Below are 17253 nucleotides of genomic sequence, written 5' to 3'. Positions count from 1 at the left end.
TTTTGCTTCTGCCCATTTGCGTATTTCTCATATTACCGCGGAAAGGAAGAATGACCAACGATGCAAGCTATAGTCCGCACTTGGATCAACGATAGCGCTTTAGCCCAGGAAGGACGGCGTAGGATCAGCCGGGCAAGCTCGCAAATGCCTGTTATGAACCGCCTCCGGGAACGGTTCGCGCTCGAGCAGCCGTTCAAGGGACTGAAGATCGTCCTTGCCCTTCCTCCGGAAGCGCCGACGGCCTGTCTTGGGAAGGCGCTCCAAGCCGGGGGAGCGGAGCTGGTCCTAGCCGGCGGCGGCCCCCATCCGAACAATAGCGGGATATGCGCCGCCTTGGCAGCCGACGGGATCACCGTGATCACCGATTTCGGTACGGAGCCGGAAACCGTGAAGGAACGGCTTATCCGCGCCATGGAGACAGGACCTCATCTCATTGTCGATGACAGCGGAGAACTGGTCGCCATGCTGCAAGCGGAACGCCCGGACTTGCTGGCGGGCATTCGCGGCGGGGCGGCACGGACGAGAGCCGGCTTGCCGCGCCTGATGAAACTTGAAAAGGAACAACGGCTTCCGTTTCCGATGATCGTTATAGACGATGCCCCCGGCATGGATGCGTTGGCCCGACGGTTCGGAACCGTACCGTCCGTATGGGATGACCTGTTGCAGGCCGCGGCCTTCGACGCAGCAGGCAAAACGGTCGTGGTCGCAGGCTACGGCTTGCGCGGCAAAGCGATCGCCATGCAGGCCAGAGCCCTCGGCGCCCATGTCGTGGTCGCGGAACTCGATCCCCCGAAAGCGGTCGAGGCCTTTATGGACGGCTGCCAGGTCATGCGCTTGCAGGAAGCGGCCTTAATCGGAGACCTGCTGATCAGCGCAACCGGAGCTCCGGATACGATCGGCGGGAAGCATTGCTTTTTGATGAAAGACGGCGTCTTACTCTGCCAGACAGGACTTCCCGGTGGCGAGATCAATACGAACGAGCTTGCAGATATCGCCGTATCCCGCGGCACTGTCCGGAAAAATCTTGAGCGGTACGAGCTTATCGACGGGCGGAAAATTTATTTGTATGACGCAAGACCGCCCGCGAACGAAACATCCGTAGACGATGATTGCACCGAAACGACCGATATGCGCTTGGCCCTGCTGGCTTTGTCGCTCCACTACATGAACGGGCATTACGACCGGCTGGGTAATGAAGTCATGAAGGCGCCTTACGCTCTTGACGAGGAAATCGCTGTCTTAAAGCTCCAGTCGCTCGGACTGAATATCGACGAGGCTGCGGACCGGTGGACGGGTTGAAGGAGCCTCGCACTCGCAGCGGCCTCTTTGCGTCAATCCTTACGGTTTTTTCAACAGATCGAGCAGGTCGAGGCCGATCCGGTCGACGGAATCGCTCAAGAGACCGGACCGGTAATTCGAGAGCACAACGATGCCGGACGACCGGTCCTGATAAAACCCCATAAAACTGGAAAATCCATGCGTCGATCCGTTATGCCAGGCGAACTTGCCGCGCTCGTCGATGATCCATCCCAGTCCGACGCCAACCGTCTTGCTGTGACGCGCGTAGGTTTGTTGGCTGATCAGCAGGTCATGACACAGCTCTTCGTTGGGGTGGTCGCACAAATGGGCGGCCAGGAACGTCAGCTGATCGCCGAGCGTGGAGCGAAGCGCTCCGGCTCCGGCATAGTCGCGCAGCAGCGTTTCGGGCCGCTGCACGTCTTTCCCCGCGTAGCCCGGAACCATTCTCGCCTGCTGCTCCAAGGTCAGCGAGATGCCGGTGTCCGGTAAATTTAGGGGCAAACATAGGCGTTCGATGATCGCCGTCTCGTAATCCGTTCCAAGCCATCTCGCCAGAAGCTCGCCGAGTATCCCCGTTCCCTCATTGGAATAACGAAATTTGCGCCCCACCTTGCCCGAGAAATATTTCGCAAATAGGAAATGGCTTCCTGCGGCGTAAAGTGGCAGTAAGGATCGCGATGCTGCGTTTTGTCGAAACGGTTGCGCCATGCTTTGAACACCGGAAAGCCCGGCAGTCCCGACGTATGCGTGGCCAGATGGGCAAGCGTCACCGGATGACGGCCGGGGAGCGATGGCTCGAACTTCCCAAGCGAATCATCCGGCCGGAGCGCGCCTTGGGCGATCAGCAGCGCGAGCAGCGAGGTGGTAAATACTTTGGTGATCGAACCGATCTCGTACATAAGGTTTTCGTAGGATGCCGCTCCGAACGGCCGCAAATCCCCGAAGCCGAACACAAACCGCTCCCCTCCGCGCAAAATGCCGACCGACAGCAACGCATGCTTCCTTTTAACGAGATAAGGCTGAACGATACGGTCGACAGCTTGCTCAAATTTCGTCGTAGGATTCACGGGCATAACCATTTATCTCCCCCCTCGGAGTCGATTGCAAGGAATTGCGTTATCGACAATTAATACAAATTAATATTTAAGTAAACTTAATAGTAATCCAAAAAAATTAGTTTCCTTTCGCCTGTTCCTCTTCAACAATGGCTTTCAGCTTCAAGACAATTTTTCGCAGCGTCAAAATATCGTCCATACCCAGCTTCGAATAGTAGCGTTCAATAATGGAACGTTCGATCTGCTCGTTTCGGGCCATATACTCGGTGCCCTTCTGATCCAGCTCGACGATAATTTCCCTGCGGTTGCCAGGATTGATCGACCGTTTAATGTACCCCGCTTTCTCCAGCTTGCCGAGAAATTGGCTGACGGCGCTCGGAGTAATCCCCATTTTATCGGCAATCTCGCCCGTGTTGAGCCGGCCGTGCTGATGGATCATACCGAGCACAATAAGCTGCTTATCTGTAATCGTCTCATCGACCAGCGCAGCATATTCCAGCGTTAGCATCACATTGGTGTCGTATTCGGCTTGGTTAATCTCTTTTACGTAACGGATCAGCTCTTCACTCATTTTAAGCTCCTTAACTATTAAGTTTACTTCAATATTAATGTACACGGTTTACCGGTCAATTGTCAAATTACCCAAGCCAGCCAGGTCGTCCCGCAGCGGGAAATTTCCGCAGGAAGTGAATCATCGAGGTTTCGCCGCGTGAGGTCGCGGAATATAGTGGTTTATGCAGCTGCGCGGGTTGCGCACGATCCGAGGAGGAATGAACGTTGAACGAAAAATCCCCTTTTACGAAGGACGATATTACCTACGCCCTTTTCGACATCGACCCTGCCGCTTATTACCAGGAACGATACGCATACAGCAACGTGGCAGGTGTCGTAGCAAACGAGGGGCGGGTAACGCGGAATACGCTTGTCTACCAAAAAGCGCATTACCTGCATGAAGCGCTTCGCCGCTATTTGACCGATACCGGAAACCGGTCGGCCAAGGTACTCGAAGTCGGATGCGGCTCCGGAACCTTTGGAGCGAGATTAAAGCATTTTTTTTCCGGAAATTGAGTTGTACGGCGTCGATATGAGCTCGAGCTGCATTGAGATCGCCAAGCAGAACGGCTTCGACCATGCTTTGACGTACGATGTCGTGCAAGGGCTGCCTTATGCCGACAACGAGTTCGATTTCATTTATACGATGGATTTCTTCGGTCATGTCGAATTCCGGAGCAAGGATCCAATGATTGCGGAAATAAGCCGCATTACGAAGCCCGGCGGATACGGTTTTCACGGCATTGAGTCGGGGTTTATCGACTATCTGAACTGCAACCCCAAAAACCCTGACGATACCGTACGCAAATACGTGTACATGGAAGGACATGTCGGCGTCGAAACACTGGAAGATATCCTTGACCGGTTCTCCAAGCACTTCGAAATCGTTCAAGCGTTCCCTTTTCCGATCCGTCCCCTTCTCAACATCAGCAACATTCTTAACAGCCGGTTCTGGGGAGAGGAATTTTGCTCGGCCTTCGCCGACATCGACAATCCGACGAGCCGCATCGCAGCGGACCTTGTCCTGGGCTGGGTCAACAAATACTTAACCGACCAATTGCTGCAAATTTACGGCAACGTGGTCCTTCCATCCCGCGTTGCGGATACGGGCAATCCCGCTTTAAACCGGTTTATCGATACGCTACTGCAGGGCTGCGGCTTCTCAATGACCACCTTGCGGAAGCCTCAAGCTTGACGTGAGCGAAGCTCGTTCACGGGCAAAAGTCGGAAGCCTTTCAACGAAAAGACTCTTGGCTGCACCATTTAATCCGCATAACGAAGCCGCTCCATCCCTTCCCGACAAATCGCCCGGATCTGCTCGATATCGCTGGCATGCCGTTCGGTACGGGTGCTGTTCAAATTCACGTTTAGCACGCTGTCGATCTCGTCGCGCGAAATGCCGGCCAGCTCCGCCAACAGACCGAGCGTGGCTTCATCCCGTTCGACAAGCTCTTCGTACCGCAGCAGGTGAATGCTCCGGTCCGGATCGCGAAGCTCCGCATACTGCATCGCCCGCTCGTTCCAGATTCGGGAGAACAAGCCTGCATCCCCCGACCAGTAAGATGTTTCGCTTTTCCATACGTCAACGGGATGACGGACCAACAGTACGATCACGGCATCAGGGTAGCATGCTTTCAGCAGCTCGATTTCCGGCTTCCCGTAACGGACTTCCTTAAAGCCGATTCGATCGTGATTGTCCCGGTGCTCCGCATACATGGCGTTGAAGCATGCCTTGACAGCTTGCACGACCCCTTCCCTGATTCGCTCCAAATCGGGCGACATATTGGCGATCCAAGTGTTCGGATCCTCGCCGCTCTTGAAGTAAGCTTCCTTCTCTCCCCTGCCTTGGATCGAGAAGTATCCCGCCATCTCGCCGATTCTGACGAAATCGGTTACGATTCCCCCATGCTCTCCCCAAATCAGCGTTTTCCGGCGGGCATTGAAGATGCGCTGAACTAAAGTCGAGCCCGTACGGTTAGCGACAGCCGAGATGATGATATCCATTCCAATTTCCCTCCTTCGTTCAAAAATGGTATCCACATCCCGATTCGGTTCGTTAATCATAGGTGACATCTTCAAGCTTCTTTCTTATATGTCTATGACCGTCAAATATGAAAAAGAAGGAGAGATGCATATGTCTGGCGGAGCCACGGTTTGGTTCACCGGTCTGTCCGGCGCCGGAAAAACAACGGTCTGCCGGCTGGTCGAAGAGAAGCTCGCATCCGCCGGAATCCCCGTCGAGCGGTTGGACGGCGACGTGGTAAGGCAGCAGCTTTGCGCCGATCTTGGCTTCTCGCGCGAAGACCGTTTCCGAAATATCGAAAGGGTTACCTACGTGGCCAAGCTGCTCACCCGCAACCGGGTTATTGTACTGGCCTCTTTCATATCCCCCCACCGGTCCATGAGAGACTATGTGCGCCGGGAAATCGCTCCTTTTATAGAAGTCTACGTGAAATGTTCACTGGAGGAATGCATCCGCAGGGACGGCAAAGGACTTTACCGGAAGGCGATAAACGGGGAAATTGCTCATTTCACGGGGATTTCCGATCCTTATGAAGAGCCGGAGCAGCCCGAGCTTGTCGTCGATACGGAACGGGAAACCGAAGACGCTAGCGCAACCAAGGTCGTAGAGTATTTAGTCGCAAGGGGGTATATCCACGAGCATTTCTGAGTTAGCCATCCCCTTCGTCTCATCTCAGAAACAGAGGACAGGTCCGTCCCGCTTTCTCGTCGTGCAGGAACGACAAGAATCATACGCGGAACCCCCTGTCCCCTTATGATGCCCGTTTCATGATAAGCCAAGCAGCGATGAAAGATAACGGAACAGCATCGTCGCCGCAATGCCCGTCACAACCGTGCCCAACAAGCTCCTTGTGAAATAAGCTACGGCAAAAGCAGGAACGGCGGACAGCAGAGCGACGGGCTGCGGCGAGAAGGCGCCTTTCGAAACGAGAAGCTCTTGCGCCAGCAAAGCGGACATCACGGCAATCGGGATATGACCCAGCCAGCGAAGTCCCCAATCCGGCAACCGGATGCGGCTCAGTACGATAAGCGGCAAAACTCGTGGAAGCAGCGTCACGAGCGACGCCCCAAGAAGCATCCATAGAAAGCTCGGCCTTATTTCCATTTTTCAATCCACACTCCTATACTTGCGGCGAACAAGATCGCAATCAGCACGCCTGCGCTTTCGGATATGAAAACACTTCCGGCAATGGCCGTCACCACGGCGCTAAATGCAACGAGGAGATCTACGCCGGGCTTCGACCGCTCCATCAGTTGAAGCATGAACAGCCCGATGAACATGGCCGGCAGCGCATAGTCCAGCCCGAATTTTTCCGGGTCGGGAATCCATTGACCGAAAATGCCCCCGGCTACATTGGCGACAAGCCAGTTGAGGTAGGCGGTCACATTTAAACCGAACATCCACTTCTCGCTGCCCTTGGACTTGCCCGTCAAGCGGGAAGCGGCTACGCCGAACGTCTCGTCGGTTAACAGCGAGCCGATCCCTGCATTTCTCCATGCCGGCAAATGCCGGAAATAAGGCGCCAGCGCTGCGCTCATAAGGAGATGGCGCAGGTTGACGAAAAATACGGTAAAAATGATAGCCGTGGCGGGGCTGCCCGCCGCCATCATGCCGGCAGCGATGAACTGCGCCGAACCGGCATACAGCAGCAAGGACATCAGCACAATTTCGGCAAGGGACATCCCTGCCGTTTTCTCGACGACGCCGGCCGCGAAGCCGATGCTCAAATAGCCCAGCACCGTAGGCAAACAGTCCTTCACGCCTTGAATAAAGCCTTCTTCGTTTCCGGTGCTTCCCGGGTAAACCGCATGCATTTGTTTCTCGCTCATGATTCCTCCCGGGTCTCGAACCGCTTTCCGGTCACGACATGCGTCAAGGCCGGGTTATTCCGCCACAGCGCATCCAGCCTTTCCGGACCGAATTGGGAAGTGATTTCTTCGATCATGATGTCGTGCCGGACATATTCCGTCGCTACCAGCACGAGGGCCGGGTCGTGCGTCTTGACCGCCCAAGTGGTAGATTCGCCCGAAAAGTTGGCGATCAGCACCTCTTGACCGTCCCGGGCGGCAATCGTCAAATACCCTCCGGTCCGATCTTTCACCACCTCCGGCGTCATGTAGTCATGGTGAAACGTCGTCCCGATCTGCGTCTCCGGCGCTCCGAACAGAACGGAAAACACAGGAACGCCCTCCCGGAGATGGCGCTCCACCGACGCCTTAACCTCGGGAACCTGCGGCTCCCAGACCGAAAGCCACAGCTCCTTCTCGGCTCTGCCGATCAGATCCGCGATTTCGTTCATGACCGATTCGTCGCTGCGGATATGCCAGATGACATCCATTTCCCGTTCCTGCTGCAGCACCGTCAACGATTTCTCCAAATACGCAAAGGACTGGTCGAATTGCTTCCTCAACCGGCCGATCCATTCGTCTGCCGGCACCGGGGCATATTTTACCGGCTCGGATGGGACAAGATGAACCGCGCCTTTGTCCATCAGCTTCCCGAGCACCTCGTAAATCATCGACCGGGGCACGCCCGAGCGCTTGCTTATTTCGTAGCCGGTGACAGGGTGCGATTTCAGCAAGCCGACGTAAGCCTTGCACTCGTAAAGCGAAAAGCCGAGCTTTTGCAGTTCCTTAAACACGTCTTCCACAGAACCCCTCCATTCGTAGTAGTTAGTATACTACCTACTTTAAAGGAAAGGGATCCCAATTGTCAAAAAAATATGTCCCTACTGCTGAAAATGGTTTATAATTGTTTAATAATCCCATTTCTATCAAGTCGTTAGTAAAGGAGGATGACAATGGAAGATTCAAAAATCAAACGCTCCGCCCTGATGAGCGCATACCTGCGGGGCTATCATGCCGTTCACGAAACGCCAAAAATTTTCAATGATTTTCTGGCCCATCATTTGCTGAAGGAAGAGGAACGCACCGCATTCGAACAGACTATGGTAACGACGCTTCAGCTCGTCGATCCTGAACGCGCTGCCGCTTGCGAAGACCGGACAGCGATGGTGGCATGCATGCTGCAAAGCTACTTTCCGACCTCTCTCTTTCTCAGCCGGGCACGGTATGCGGAGGATCGTCTTGAGAGCGCTATCAGGCAAGGGACTAAGCAGTATTTGATTCTCGGAGCCGGAATGGATACGTTTGCGTTCAGGCATCCGGAGACGTTAAAGGATATCCAAGTGTTCGAAATCGACCATCCTGCTACGCAAGCCTTTAAACGCCGCAGGCTTACGGAATTGGGATGGGAGCTTCCGTCCAACCTCCACTTTGTGCCGTTGGATTTTACGAAGGAGAATTTGGAGACGGCGCTAGCCAGATCGTCGTTCGATGCGAAGTCATTAAGTTTCTTTAGTTGGCTGGGTGTCATCCATTACTTGCCCCGGGAAGCGGTATTCTCCTCGCTGCATTCGATCGCCAACCTCTGCCCGGCGGGCAGCTCGGTTACATTCGATTACTGGGATACGGACGCCTTCGACACCGAACGGACGGCCAAGCGCGTAAAGCTGATGCAGGAGATGCTGCGAAGTGCAGGCGAGCCTATGCTAACGGGTCTTGATCCGTCCACTCTCCCGGACGAACTGCTGGACATCCGCTTGCGTCTTCAAGAGCATTGGAGCCCAGCCCACATCCAAGGACACTACTTTCAAGGACGCACAGACGGCTATTACGCATACGAACACTCGCATTTTGCAAACGCGGTTGTCGAATGAGCAATCCATCGCATAGATCTGCGGCAACTTAACATTATCGCTTGGGATTCGCGTCGTAAGAACGTGTTGGCTTCTGGCGCCGAATTCCCGAAACGGAGGTTCAGGCCCGGTATCAATGAATTTACCTCGTAAAATACGTGGTGTTCACGTCTACCTGCTGAACGCCCATTGCAATCTTATTCCTCATCTGGTGAAAAAGCGGTGTCCGGCGTATCAACGGCGCGAGCATGCGCCGTAGTCTGAGCAGCACCGGGGCCTTCATGGCGATCAAACGGGCCTGCATCGCCTGCATGCTCTGAATTTCGGCCACCGCCGGTTTGCGGTAAAGCTCGTACCTTTTCAGAAGCCCGGCGGGCACAATGCCTCTGTCCTCGGCTTCCAACGCCTTCATCACCGTATCGTGCGCGATGACCGCATCCTGAATGGCCAGGCTGTTGCCCTGCCCGGAAAACGGCGAAGCGATATGCGCCGCATCTCCGAGCAGAAGCAAGCCGTCCTTCACCCATGTATCGGTCATGCCAACTTGAATGTCCAGTACCGAACATTGCTTGAAGCTCCTGAGATGATGAGGCAGCACCTTCTGGAGATCCGGCTTGACGGCAATTAAGGTACGGACGAAATCCTCAATTCCTTTTTTCACCAGCTCTGGATACGTCTTTTTCGGAATCACCCAGCCGACCTGTACTTGATCCTCGCCTTTTGGAATATAGATCAGCATGCCTTCGTCTTCGATTTGAATTTGCAGCGGGTAATCCTTGCCCGGAACTTGAGGCATATCGAACCACACGAAGTCGAACTCGAACTCCCCTATCGTCTGGCTCAGGCCCGCCAGCTTGCGAATCGTGGAATGTCGACCGTCGGCCCCGGCGAGAAGCCGGCAGCGCATTTCCAGCTCGTCGCCCTCGTGATTTCTGGCGATCAAGCCGTGCACCGCGCCTTCTTCTTCGATCAGGTCCGTCACCGCCGTTCCTCCGAAGTACGTAAAGTTAGGATAGCGGGCAGCCTGCCCGATAAAAAACTCCAGCAGCGGAGGCTGCGGTAGGTTCAGACCATAATTGTAGGGCCGCTCCAGCTCGTCGAACCGAACCTCGAACAGCGTCTTGCCGTGGTCGACGAACGTAAATTTGGACACATGCTGATGCGGAATATGTAAGATGTCTTCGAGCAGACCGATCTGATCGAACAGCTTGACGACGGACGGTTGAAAAAAATATCCCCGGAATTCGCGATCCAGACGGTGATGCCGCTCCAGCAGCGCCGTTCTTACTCCGCTCCGCGCAAGCAAATAACTAAGCATGCAGCCCCCGGGACCGGCGCCGACAACCGCGACGTCCACATCGATTATTTTCCGCTGCCGATTAAAGACCGAATTCGTATGATTCATAGCAAGCCCGCCTCCATTTTCGTTTATTAAGTAATTAATAAATGAAATTGCTAAAAAAATTTATGTGACGATTTTCAAAAACTGCTTGACCGAGGTGCGGATATACTCCATACTCTGCTTGTCATCGTCGGCGAACCGGGCGGTCATTAAGAAATAAAAAACCATCGACGTTTGCACATTGCGGATTGCGACCAGCAGCTCCTGCGGGTCCAAACGAACCAGCGGCGCAACAAACTCGCCCAGCAGCTCGACGCCGGTGCGTATAATTTCCTGTAGCCTGGCACGAATCTCCGGATTACGCTGAGCCTCGCCGAAGCACATCACGATCAAATCCTGCTGCTCGCGCAGATTGCGGAACAAGGCTTGAAAATAGGCCGTCAAATTGTGCTCTAGCGGCGCTTGCTTGTCCAGGGCCGCCAGCGCTTGCCGGATCGAATGCAGGAGCGTATATTTGTCCAATATGGCCCAAAGCAAATCTTCCTTGGACTGAAAATAGTGATAGATCAAGCCATCCGTAACCCCGGCTTCCTTGGCAATGTCCTTGGTCGTGCTTTCGCTAAAGCCTTTGCGGGAAAACGTTCGGAGGGCGGCATCGATCAGCTTGCTTTTCGTTTCCAACGCCTGCTGCTGACGGCTGGTTCTTGCTTTCATCGAAACTCATCCTTTTGCGCTATGGAATCTATACTCATTAAGTGATCACTTAACAAAAATGATATACGTCCTTCTCGACTTTGTCAATCACCCTGGGAGCCTCCTTGCAAGAACCTCCTCCAACGACAAAAAAGCCGGACGTTCCCTCTGAAACAGGAACTCCGACTTTTTTGCGCCCGAGCGGAATACGATTTCACTAGTTCACTTCAAAACGCTTCAGGATGTCGTCAAGCAGCAGATTGGCCGCTTTAATGCCGCCCGCCGTGTTCCAGATCGTTTCATTCACCTTGAACACCTTATTATTTTTGGCGACGTTTAAGTTTTTGAATACCGGACTGTCGAACCATTCTTTCGCTTTGTTTGAGACATCGTTCTTCCCTTTGGATTCGGACACCCAATAGAACAAAATGTCGCCGTCCATGAGATCCATTTTTTCCTGCGAGATCATCTCGGCAAACTCCGGCTTGTCCTGGGACGCCGGACGGGCGAACCCGAGCTGCTCCAGCAGCACGCCGCTGAACGTGTCCTTTTTGTAGAGTTGCGTGCCTTTGAACGAAAATTTGACGATGGACACTTTGCTCGCCAATTTCGGTCCGAGCTTGGCTTTGGCATCGGCTACGCGCTGATCGAACTCCTTCATTACTTTTTCGCCTTCGGCTTTCTTGTTCAACACATCGGCGTAAAAATTAAAGTTTATTTTCCATCTGCCGGTCAAATCCTCCGAGAATACGGTCGGCGCAATCTTCGACAGCTGCTCGTAAATCTTCTCGTGCCGCGTTTTATTGCCAAGAATAAGATCGGGGTTGAGCTGGGCGATCGCTTCGAGATTCGGCTGATCCTCATACCCGAGCACCGCGACGCCGTCCATCTCCGCTTTGATGTGATCGTGCCAAGGCTCGCCCTCCCACGATTGGATGGCTCCGACCGGCTTGATGCCCAGCGCGAGCACGGCTTCCGTCCCCTCGTTCGTCAAGACGACCACGCGCTTCGGCGTTCCCTTGATTTCCGTCTCGCCCATGATGTGTTTGATCTTCCGTACCTCGTCCGCTTTGGCCGCAGGTGCGGATGCGGAACCCGGCGAAGCCGCTCCTTTGCCGTCGGAACCGTTAGCTGCGCTCCCGCCCGTGTCCGGCGCTTTCGTTCCGCAGCCCGCAAGGACAACCATCATACAAAGCAGAAAAATAGCAGACATTCTAAAACGAACCTGTTTCAACAACGACGCTCTCCCCCAATGAGTTATAATAGATGATTTGCCCAAACGATGATAATGATTATCATTGTCATGAATGAAATTACCTGATATTAGCTGTTTTGTCAATACATTTTCGGCTATGCCGGCCTCCCCCACCCGCCGTGCAGCGCCGGAACGCAATGGCGCGGGACAAACGCTCACACCTTGCCGGTGAAACCGAATATATTAGGTTTAGTGGAACGACACCGAGAGGAAGTGGGAGCATGCCGAGCGATACGGCGAAAGAGTTGTATCTCGAGTTGCTGAAGAAAACGATTTTATACGAAATATGGCTGGAGCACGAACCCGGCGCTACCGTCGAGAACCGCAGGCAAGGCTTGGATTGGCCGATGATCGCGCACAGTATGATCGGCAGGCTGCGCATGGACAGCTTGCATCGGCATATGGATTCCGTGCTTGCGGACAACATCGAAGGCGATTTTATCGAGACGGGGGTATGGCGTGGCGGTGCGTGCATCTTTATGAGAGGCTTCCTGAAAGCGCACGGCGTGAAGGACCGGCGCGTCTGGGTAGCCGATTCGTTCGAAGGCTTGCCCGCTCCGGACGAAGCCCGTTATCCCGTGGATAAGGGAGCGATCTTTCACGAACAGGAATTTCTGAAAGTCTCGTTATCCGAAGTGATCAAAAACTTTCAGCGGTACGATCTGCTGGATGATCAGGTGCGCTTCCTGAAGGGCTGGTTCGAAGACACGCTGCCGACGGCGCCGATCGAGAAAATCGCCATTGCCCGGCTGGACGGCGACATGTATTCCTCGACAATGGATAGTTTGACGAACCTGTACCCCAAAGTATCTGTCGGCGGCTATGTCATTATCGACGATTATTCAATCGGCTATTGCTCGGCTGCGGTTCACGATTACCGGAAGGCGCACAACATCGAGGAGCCGATCATTCCGATTGATACGACCGGCGTGTACTGGCGCAAGACGAAACCTTAAAGGCTCTTGCTGCGCGCAACCCAGGACATTCCAGAGAAAAAATCTCTTTATTGACAAAATGATGCAACGGATTTTACAATAAGCCTTGTAGAAGATCAACATAAGGGCCATGCATTTTTTAGACCGTCATCGGTTTGAAAAACAACCCCGGTATCTCTTAGGAGACGCCGGGGTTGTTCGCTTGTAAGGGGGTGATCCAACGGAAAGCCGTGCTCAAATACTAGAAATGTAAGCGTTTCATTCCAAAAAACTCAGGAATCAGGAGGACATGATATTGAAAACATTGCCGAAACTTCTTGCAGCCGTTCTCGCAATGTCGCTGACCACAGCCCTGCCCCCGCTTTCACCGGCGGCGTCGGCCTCTCCAGATACGTCCGTATCCAACAAACAAAACTTTTCGACGGACGTCATTTACCAGATCGTGACCGACCGGTTTTCCGATGGAAATCCAAGCAACAATCCGACGGGGAACGCGTTCGACAGCACCTGCAGCAGCAACCTGAAGCTGTATTGCGGCGGCGACTGGCAGGGCATCGTCAATAAAATCAATGACGGCTACTTGACCGGTATGGGCATTACCGCGATTTGGATTTCCCAGCCCGTCGAAAATATTTATTCCGTCATCAACTATCCCGGCGCGAATACGACCGCCTATCACGGCTACTGGGCGCGCGACTTCAAAAAAACGAATCCCGCCTTCGGCAGCATGACCGACTTTAAAAATCTGATTAACGCCGCTCACGCCAAAAACATCAAAGTCATTATCGATTTTGCGCCAAACCATACGTCCCCGGCCATGGAGACGAACACCGCTTTCGCGGAAAACGGCAAGCTTTATAACAACGGCGCTTTGGTCGGAGGCTATACCGGAGATACGAGCCGTTATTTCCACCATAACGGCGGAACGGATTTTTCGACGCTGGAAAACGGGATTTACAAAAACCTGTACGACCTTGCGGATCTGAACCACAATAACAGCTTCATCGATACGTATTTTAAAGAAGCAATCCGAACCTGGCTGGATCTCGGCATTGACGGCATTCGCGTGGACGCCGTCAAGCATATGCCTTTCGGCTGGCAAAAAAATTGGATGGCTTCCATCTACAATACCAAGCCTGTGTTCACGTTCGGCGAATGGTTTCTGGGCACGAACGAGGTCGACCCGGCCAACCACCATTTTGCCAACGAAAGCGGCATGAGCCTGCTCGACTTCCGGTTCGGGCAAAAAGTGCGGCAAGTGTTCCGCGACAATACGGATTCCATGCTTGGTCTGGACAGCATGATTTCCGGGACGGCTGCAGATTATGCTCAAGTGAGCGATCAGGTGACTTTTATCGATAACCATGATATGGACCGTTTTCAGATGCCGGGCGCAAACAACCGGAAGCTGGAGCAGGCGCTTGCCTTTACGCTGACTTCCCGCGGGGCGCCGGCCATTTATTACGGAACCGAGCAATATATGACCGGGAACGGTGATCCGAACAACCGGGCGAAAATGACATCGTTTTCAACAACGACCACCGCGTATAACGTCATCAAGAAGCTGGCCCCGCTCCGCAAATCGAACCCGGCGATCGCTTACGGGACTACGCAGCAGCGGTGGATCAACAACGACGTCTACATCTACGAGCGCAAATTCGGCAGCAGTGTGGCGGTCGTCGCCATAAACCGCAGCCTGACCTCCCCCGCCTCGATCAGCGGGCTCGCTACTTCCCTGCCGGCGGGCACCTATGCCGATTCGCTCGGAGGACTGCTCAACGGAGGCAGCCTGACGGTAGGCAGCGGCGGCGCCGCATCCGCGTTCACGCTGGCCGCCGGCGGCGTTTCCGTCTGGCAGTATACGGCTGCGCAAACGGCTCCGGTGATCGGCCATGTCGGCCCGATGATGGCCAAAGCCGGCAATACCGTCACCATCGACGGCAGAGGCTTCGGCTCGACGAAGGGCACGGTCTATTTCGGCACGACGGCCGTTACCGGCTCCAATATCGTATCTTGGGAGGATACTCAGATTAAAGTGATCGTGCCGACGGCCGCAGCAGGCAAATACGGCGTAAAGGCAAGAACGGCCGGCGCAGCGGACAGCAACGTTTACGGCAACTTCAACCTCCTGACCAAAGAGCAGGTGAGCGTTCGCTTCGTGGTGAACAATGCCTCGACGGCGTTAGGGGAAAACGTGTATCTGATGGGCAGCGTGAGCGAGCTCGGCAACTGGGAACCGGCCAAAGCGATCGGTCCGCTGTTCAACAAGGTGGCGCATACTTACCCGACTTGGTATTACGATGTCAGCGTTCCTGCGGGGACGGCCATCGAATTTAAATTTCTCAAGAAAAACGGCAGCTCCGTCACCTGGGAAGGCGGCTCCAACCATACGTTCACCACGCCTTCCAGCGGTACGGCAACCGTAACGGTGGACTGGCAGCCGTAATGCTGCTGGATCGCGGCACCAAAAAATTGGGCCAAGAGGGGCCAAAACCGTCTTGAGTTTCTGCCCAAGTGATGCTATAGTATAGCTAAAATTAAAGGCAATGCTACCGGAAAAAGGTACAACCTCGCGTTTTATATCGGGGCTGTGCCTTTTTTTTGCTGCCAAGGAGGAGAATGCTTTTATGTTATTGGAAGCCATCTACCATCGTCCGAAATCCAACTGGGCCTATGCCTACGATGAGCGCACCATCCACCTGCGCCTGCGCACCAAGCGGGATGACGTCGAACGGGTCACCTTGATCGTCGGCGACAAATACGCTTGGGACAGGACCGCCGAGGAGATCCCCATGACCAAGTGGATCAGCGACAAGCTGTTCGATTATTGGCACGTAGCGGTGCAGCCGCCTCTCCGCCGAATGAAGTACGCCTTCCGGCTGGAAGCGGGCGAAGAAGCCGTTTGGTTTCTCGAGACCGGCATCGAGAGCGATGCGCCGAAGGACAGCATCAAAATGTTCGATTTTCCCTTCCTGAATCCGGCGGACGTGTTTACGCCCCCGGCTTGGGTTAAAGACGCCGTTTTTTACCAAATTTTCCCTGAGCGCTTCGCCAACGGAGATTCGGACAACGATCCGGAGGGGGTTCAACCTTGGGGCGGCGAGCCGACGCCCAAAAACTTTTTCGGTGGCGACCTGCAAGGCGTGATCGACCATTTGGACCATTTGAGCGCGCTTGGCGTCAACGCTATTTATTTCAATCCGCTCTTCAAAGCGACCACCAACCATAAATACGATACCGCCGATTATTTGACGGTGGACCCTCACTTCGGCACGAACGAAACATTGAAGAAGCTGGTCAAGGCTTGCCACGAGCGCGGCATCCGCGTGCTGCTGGACGCCGTGTTCAATCACTGCGGGCACACGTTCCCTCCCTTCCTTGACGTCATGGAAAAGGGAGCGGACTCCCCGTATGCCGGCTGGTTCCATGTGCGGGAATGGCCTCTCGGCGTCAAGGACGGCATGCCGACCTACGACACGTTCGCCTACGAGCCGATCATGCCCAAGCTGAATACCGAGCACCCCGAGGTTAAAGAATACCTGCTGAAGGTAGCCAAGTACTGGATCGAAGAAGCGGACATCGACGGCTGGCGCCTCGACGTCGCCAATGAAGTCGACCACCGCTTCTGGCGCGAATTCCGCGACGTCGTGAAAAAGGCGAAGCCCGACGCCTACATTCTCGGCGAAATTATGCACGACTCCATGCCTTGGCTCATGGGAGACCAATTCGATGCGGTGATGAATTATCCGCTGACGAATATCATTATTGAATTTGCGGCCAAGAAGGAGCGGGACGGCGCAAGCTTCGCCAACGCCTTGGGCGCTCTTCTGGCAAGTTATCCGCAGCAAGCGAACGAAGCCGCCTTCAACCTGCTCGGAAGCCACGATACGGTGCGTCTGCTGACCCTTTGCGATGAGGATAAGCAGCGGATGAAGCTGGCTACGCTGCTTCAGTTCACGCTGACCGGCACGCCCTGCGTCTATTACGGCGACGAAATCGGCCTGACCGGAGGCTACGATCCCGGCTGCCGCAAATGCATGGAATGGGACGAAGCGAAGCAGGACCGCGAGCTGTTCGACTTCTTTCGGCAAGTCATCGCGCTGCGCAAAGCTTACGAAGCGCTACGTACGGGCGATCTGACCTTCCGGTTCGCGCAGGACAACGATATGCGCCTTGCCTACGAACGCTCGCTGGGCAGCGACCGTTTCATCGTCGCCGTCAATGCGGGTTCCCAGGCCGATATGCTGGCTTTGCCGGTCGATCGCGATCGTTGGAAGGATGTATTGACCGAAGAAGACCTGATCGCGGAAAACGGTGAATTGACTCTGCTATTACCGGCGAACGGCTTCCGTCTTCTGCTGGCGCAATAAAAGACGGCCCCTAAAGCCAATCTGCGCACGAA

Annotated in this window: 16 protein-coding genes and 1 pseudogene; 8 read left to right on the top strand and 9 right to left on the bottom strand. The window is 54.5% G+C overall.

Annotation, left to right across the window (positions count from 1 at the left end; translation table 11 throughout):
• The first annotated feature begins 60 nt into the window (after nucleotides 1–60).
• Nucleotides 61–1299 (top strand): adenosylhomocysteinase, encoded by a 1239-nt coding sequence (locus PEH01S_RS15665; RefSeq protein ID WP_127486534.1) that lies wholly within the window; start codon nucleotides 61–63, stop codon nucleotides 1297–1299.
• Between the two features lie 39 nt (nucleotides 1300–1338).
• Here PEH01S_RS15665 and PEH01S_RS35430 read toward each other — a convergent pair.
• Together PEH01S_RS35430 and PEH01S_RS15650 are read right to left on the bottom strand one after the other, a co-directional pair.
• Nucleotides 1339–2372: pseudogene (locus tag PEH01S_RS35430) on the bottom strand (serine hydrolase domain-containing protein).
• Nucleotides 2373–2472: 100 nt separating this feature from the next.
• Nucleotides 2473–2925, bottom strand: a complete 453-nt coding sequence (locus PEH01S_RS15650; protein WP_127486530.1) for a MarR family winged helix-turn-helix transcriptional regulator — start codon at nucleotides 2923–2925, stop codon at nucleotides 2473–2475.
• 206 nt (nucleotides 2926–3131) lie between these two features.
• Between PEH01S_RS15650 and PEH01S_RS15645 the strand changes: the two genes are divergently transcribed.
• Both PEH01S_RS15645 and PEH01S_RS15640 read left to right on the top strand, forming a co-directional pair.
• Nucleotides 3132–3422 (top strand): class I SAM-dependent methyltransferase, encoded by a 291-nt coding sequence (locus PEH01S_RS15645; protein ID WP_025852330.1) that lies wholly within the window; start codon nucleotides 3132–3134, stop codon nucleotides 3420–3422.
• Between the two features lies 1 nt (nucleotide 3423).
• Entirely contained in the window at nucleotides 3424–4101 is a 678-nt protein-coding gene (locus PEH01S_RS15640; protein ID WP_281281474.1) for a class I SAM-dependent methyltransferase, read from the top strand.
• A 68-nt stretch (nucleotides 4102–4169) separates the two neighbouring features.
• Here the strand turns inward: PEH01S_RS15640 and PEH01S_RS15635 are convergent, their stop codons facing one another.
• Nucleotides 4170–4910 carry a sulfotransferase family protein gene (locus PEH01S_RS15635; RefSeq protein WP_164827865.1) on the bottom strand — a complete coding sequence of 247 codons (741 nt, stop codon included), beginning with the start codon at nucleotides 4908–4910 and terminating at the stop codon, nucleotides 4170–4172.
• Between the two features lie 88 nt (nucleotides 4911–4998).
• Between PEH01S_RS15635 and cysC the strand changes: the two genes are divergently transcribed.
• Nucleotides 4999–5577, top strand: coding sequence for an adenylyl-sulfate kinase (gene cysC / locus PEH01S_RS15630; protein ID WP_407669437.1), 579 nt, complete (start codon nucleotides 4999–5001; stop codon nucleotides 5575–5577).
• Nucleotides 5578–5694: 117 nt separating this feature from the next.
• Here the strand turns inward: cysC and PEH01S_RS15625 are convergent, their stop codons facing one another.
• From PEH01S_RS15625 to PEH01S_RS15615, 3 genes are read right to left on the bottom strand one after another with little or no spacing between them, the layout of a single operon-like run.
• Nucleotides 5695–6033: an AzlD domain-containing protein gene (locus tag PEH01S_RS15625; protein ID WP_025852325.1), complete on the bottom strand. Its 339-nt coding sequence runs from the start codon at nucleotides 6031–6033 to the stop codon at nucleotides 5695–5697.
• The gene (locus PEH01S_RS15620) at nucleotides 6024–6758 is read right to left on the bottom strand and encodes an AzlC family ABC transporter permease (RefSeq protein WP_025852323.1); all 735 of its coding nucleotides are present in this window, start codon (nucleotides 6756–6758) and stop codon (nucleotides 6024–6026) included. Before PEH01S_RS15620 ends, PEH01S_RS15625 begins: the two co-directional genes overlap by 10 nt.
• Nucleotides 6755–7579: a TrmB family transcriptional regulator gene (locus PEH01S_RS15615; RefSeq protein ID WP_025852321.1), complete on the bottom strand. Its 825-nt coding sequence runs from the start codon at nucleotides 7577–7579 to the stop codon at nucleotides 6755–6757. The genes PEH01S_RS15620 and PEH01S_RS15615 overlap by 4 nt, the downstream gene beginning before the upstream one ends.
• Nucleotides 7580–7729: 150 nt before the next feature.
• On the opposite strand from PEH01S_RS15615, the gene PEH01S_RS15610 reads away from it, so the two are divergent.
• Nucleotides 7730–8647 carry a class I SAM-dependent methyltransferase gene (locus PEH01S_RS15610; RefSeq protein ID WP_025852319.1) on the top strand — a complete coding sequence of 306 codons (918 nt, stop codon included), beginning with the start codon at nucleotides 7730–7732 and terminating at the stop codon, nucleotides 8645–8647.
• Nucleotides 8648–8768: 121 nt separating this feature from the next.
• Here the strand turns inward: PEH01S_RS15610 and PEH01S_RS15605 are convergent, their stop codons facing one another.
• The 3 genes from PEH01S_RS15605 to PEH01S_RS15595 all read right to left on the bottom strand — a co-directional run bounded on the left by PEH01S_RS15605 (nucleotide 8769) and on the right by PEH01S_RS15595 (nucleotide 11874).
• A complete protein-coding gene (locus PEH01S_RS15605) occupies nucleotides 8769–10031 on the bottom strand; it encodes an FAD-dependent oxidoreductase (protein ID WP_025852317.1) in 1263 nt (420 codons plus the stop codon).
• 60 nt (nucleotides 10032–10091) lie between these two features.
• Nucleotides 10092–10682: a TetR/AcrR family transcriptional regulator gene (locus tag PEH01S_RS15600; RefSeq protein ID WP_127486524.1), complete on the bottom strand. Its 591-nt coding sequence runs from the start codon at nucleotides 10680–10682 to the stop codon at nucleotides 10092–10094.
• A 196-nt stretch (nucleotides 10683–10878) separates the two neighbouring features.
• Complete coding sequence (locus PEH01S_RS15595) at nucleotides 10879–11874, bottom strand: ABC transporter substrate-binding protein (RefSeq protein ID WP_051570588.1); 996 nt, start codon at nucleotides 11872–11874, stop codon at nucleotides 10879–10881.
• 263 nt (nucleotides 11875–12137) lie between these two features.
• Here PEH01S_RS15595 and PEH01S_RS15590 point away from each other — a divergent pair, with 263 nt between their 5' ends.
• From PEH01S_RS15590 to PEH01S_RS15580, 3 genes are all read left to right on the top strand, one after another.
• Entirely contained in the window at nucleotides 12138–12872 is a 735-nt protein-coding gene (locus PEH01S_RS15590) for a TylF/MycF family methyltransferase (protein ID WP_025852314.1), read from the top strand.
• A gap of 268 nt (nucleotides 12873–13140) precedes the next feature.
• Nucleotides 13141–15297 carry an alpha-amylase family glycosyl hydrolase gene (locus PEH01S_RS15585; protein WP_407669436.1) on the top strand — a complete coding sequence of 719 codons (2157 nt, stop codon included), beginning with the start codon at nucleotides 13141–13143 and terminating at the stop codon, nucleotides 15295–15297.
• A 181-nt stretch (nucleotides 15298–15478) separates the two neighbouring features.
• On the top strand, nucleotides 15479–17221 hold the full coding sequence (locus PEH01S_RS15580) for a glycoside hydrolase family 13 protein (protein ID WP_127486520.1): 1743 nt from the start codon (nucleotides 15479–15481) through the stop codon (nucleotides 17219–17221).
• Nucleotides 17222–17253: the final 32 nt, after the last annotated feature.

This window comes from Paenibacillus ehimensis NBRC 15659 (genome assembly GCF_004000785.1).
Lineage (GTDB): Bacteria > Bacillota > Bacilli > Paenibacillales > NBRC-103111 > Paenibacillus_G > Paenibacillus_G ehimensis.
The sequence above is the reverse complement of the archived record's forward strand: the minus strand, read 5'-3'. Positions and strand labels throughout refer to the sequence as shown.

What these genes read in the sequence shown, in the direction of transcription:
- PEH01S_RS15665 (WP_127486534.1), top strand. Translation starts at nt 61, where the DNA reads ATGCAAGCTATAGTCCGCACTTGGATCAACGATAGCGCTTTAGCCCAG.
- PEH01S_RS15650 (WP_127486530.1), bottom strand. Translation starts at nt 2,925, where the DNA reads ATGAGTGAAGAGCTGATCCGTTACGTAAAAGAGATTAACCAAGCCGAA.
- PEH01S_RS15635 (WP_164827865.1), bottom strand. Translation starts at nt 4,910, where the DNA reads ATGGATATCATCATCTCGGCTGTCGCTAACCGTACGGGCTCGACTTTA.
- cysC (WP_407669437.1), top strand. Translation starts at nt 4,999, where the DNA reads ATGTCTATGACCGTCAAATATGAAAAAGAAGGAGAGATGCATATGTCT.
- PEH01S_RS15625 (WP_025852325.1), bottom strand. Translation starts at nt 6,033, where the DNA reads ATGGAAATAAGGCCGAGCTTTCTATGGATGCTTCTTGGGGCGTCGCTC.
- PEH01S_RS15620 (WP_025852323.1), bottom strand. Translation starts at nt 6,758, where the DNA reads ATGAGCGAGAAACAAATGCATGCGGTTTACCCGGGAAGCACCGGAAAC.
- PEH01S_RS15610 (WP_025852319.1), top strand. Translation starts at nt 7,730, where the DNA reads ATGGAAGATTCAAAAATCAAACGCTCCGCCCTGATGAGCGCATACCTG.
- PEH01S_RS15605 (WP_025852317.1), bottom strand. Translation starts at nt 10,031, where the DNA reads ATGAATCATACGAATTCGGTCTTTAATCGGCAGCGGAAAATAATCGAT.
- PEH01S_RS15600 (WP_127486524.1), bottom strand. Translation starts at nt 10,682, where the DNA reads ATGAAAGCAAGAACCAGCCGTCAGCAGCAGGCGTTGGAAACGAAAAGC.
- PEH01S_RS15595 (WP_051570588.1), bottom strand. Translation starts at nt 11,874, where the DNA reads ATGTCTGCTATTTTTCTGCTTTGTATGATGGTTGTCCTTGCGGGCTGC.
- PEH01S_RS15590 (WP_025852314.1), top strand. Translation starts at nt 12,138, where the DNA reads ATGCCGAGCGATACGGCGAAAGAGTTGTATCTCGAGTTGCTGAAGAAA.
- PEH01S_RS15585 (WP_407669436.1), top strand. Translation starts at nt 13,141, where the DNA reads ATGATATTGAAAACATTGCCGAAACTTCTTGCAGCCGTTCTCGCAATG.
- PEH01S_RS15580 (WP_127486520.1), top strand. Translation starts at nt 15,479, where the DNA reads ATGTTATTGGAAGCCATCTACCATCGTCCGAAATCCAACTGGGCCTAT.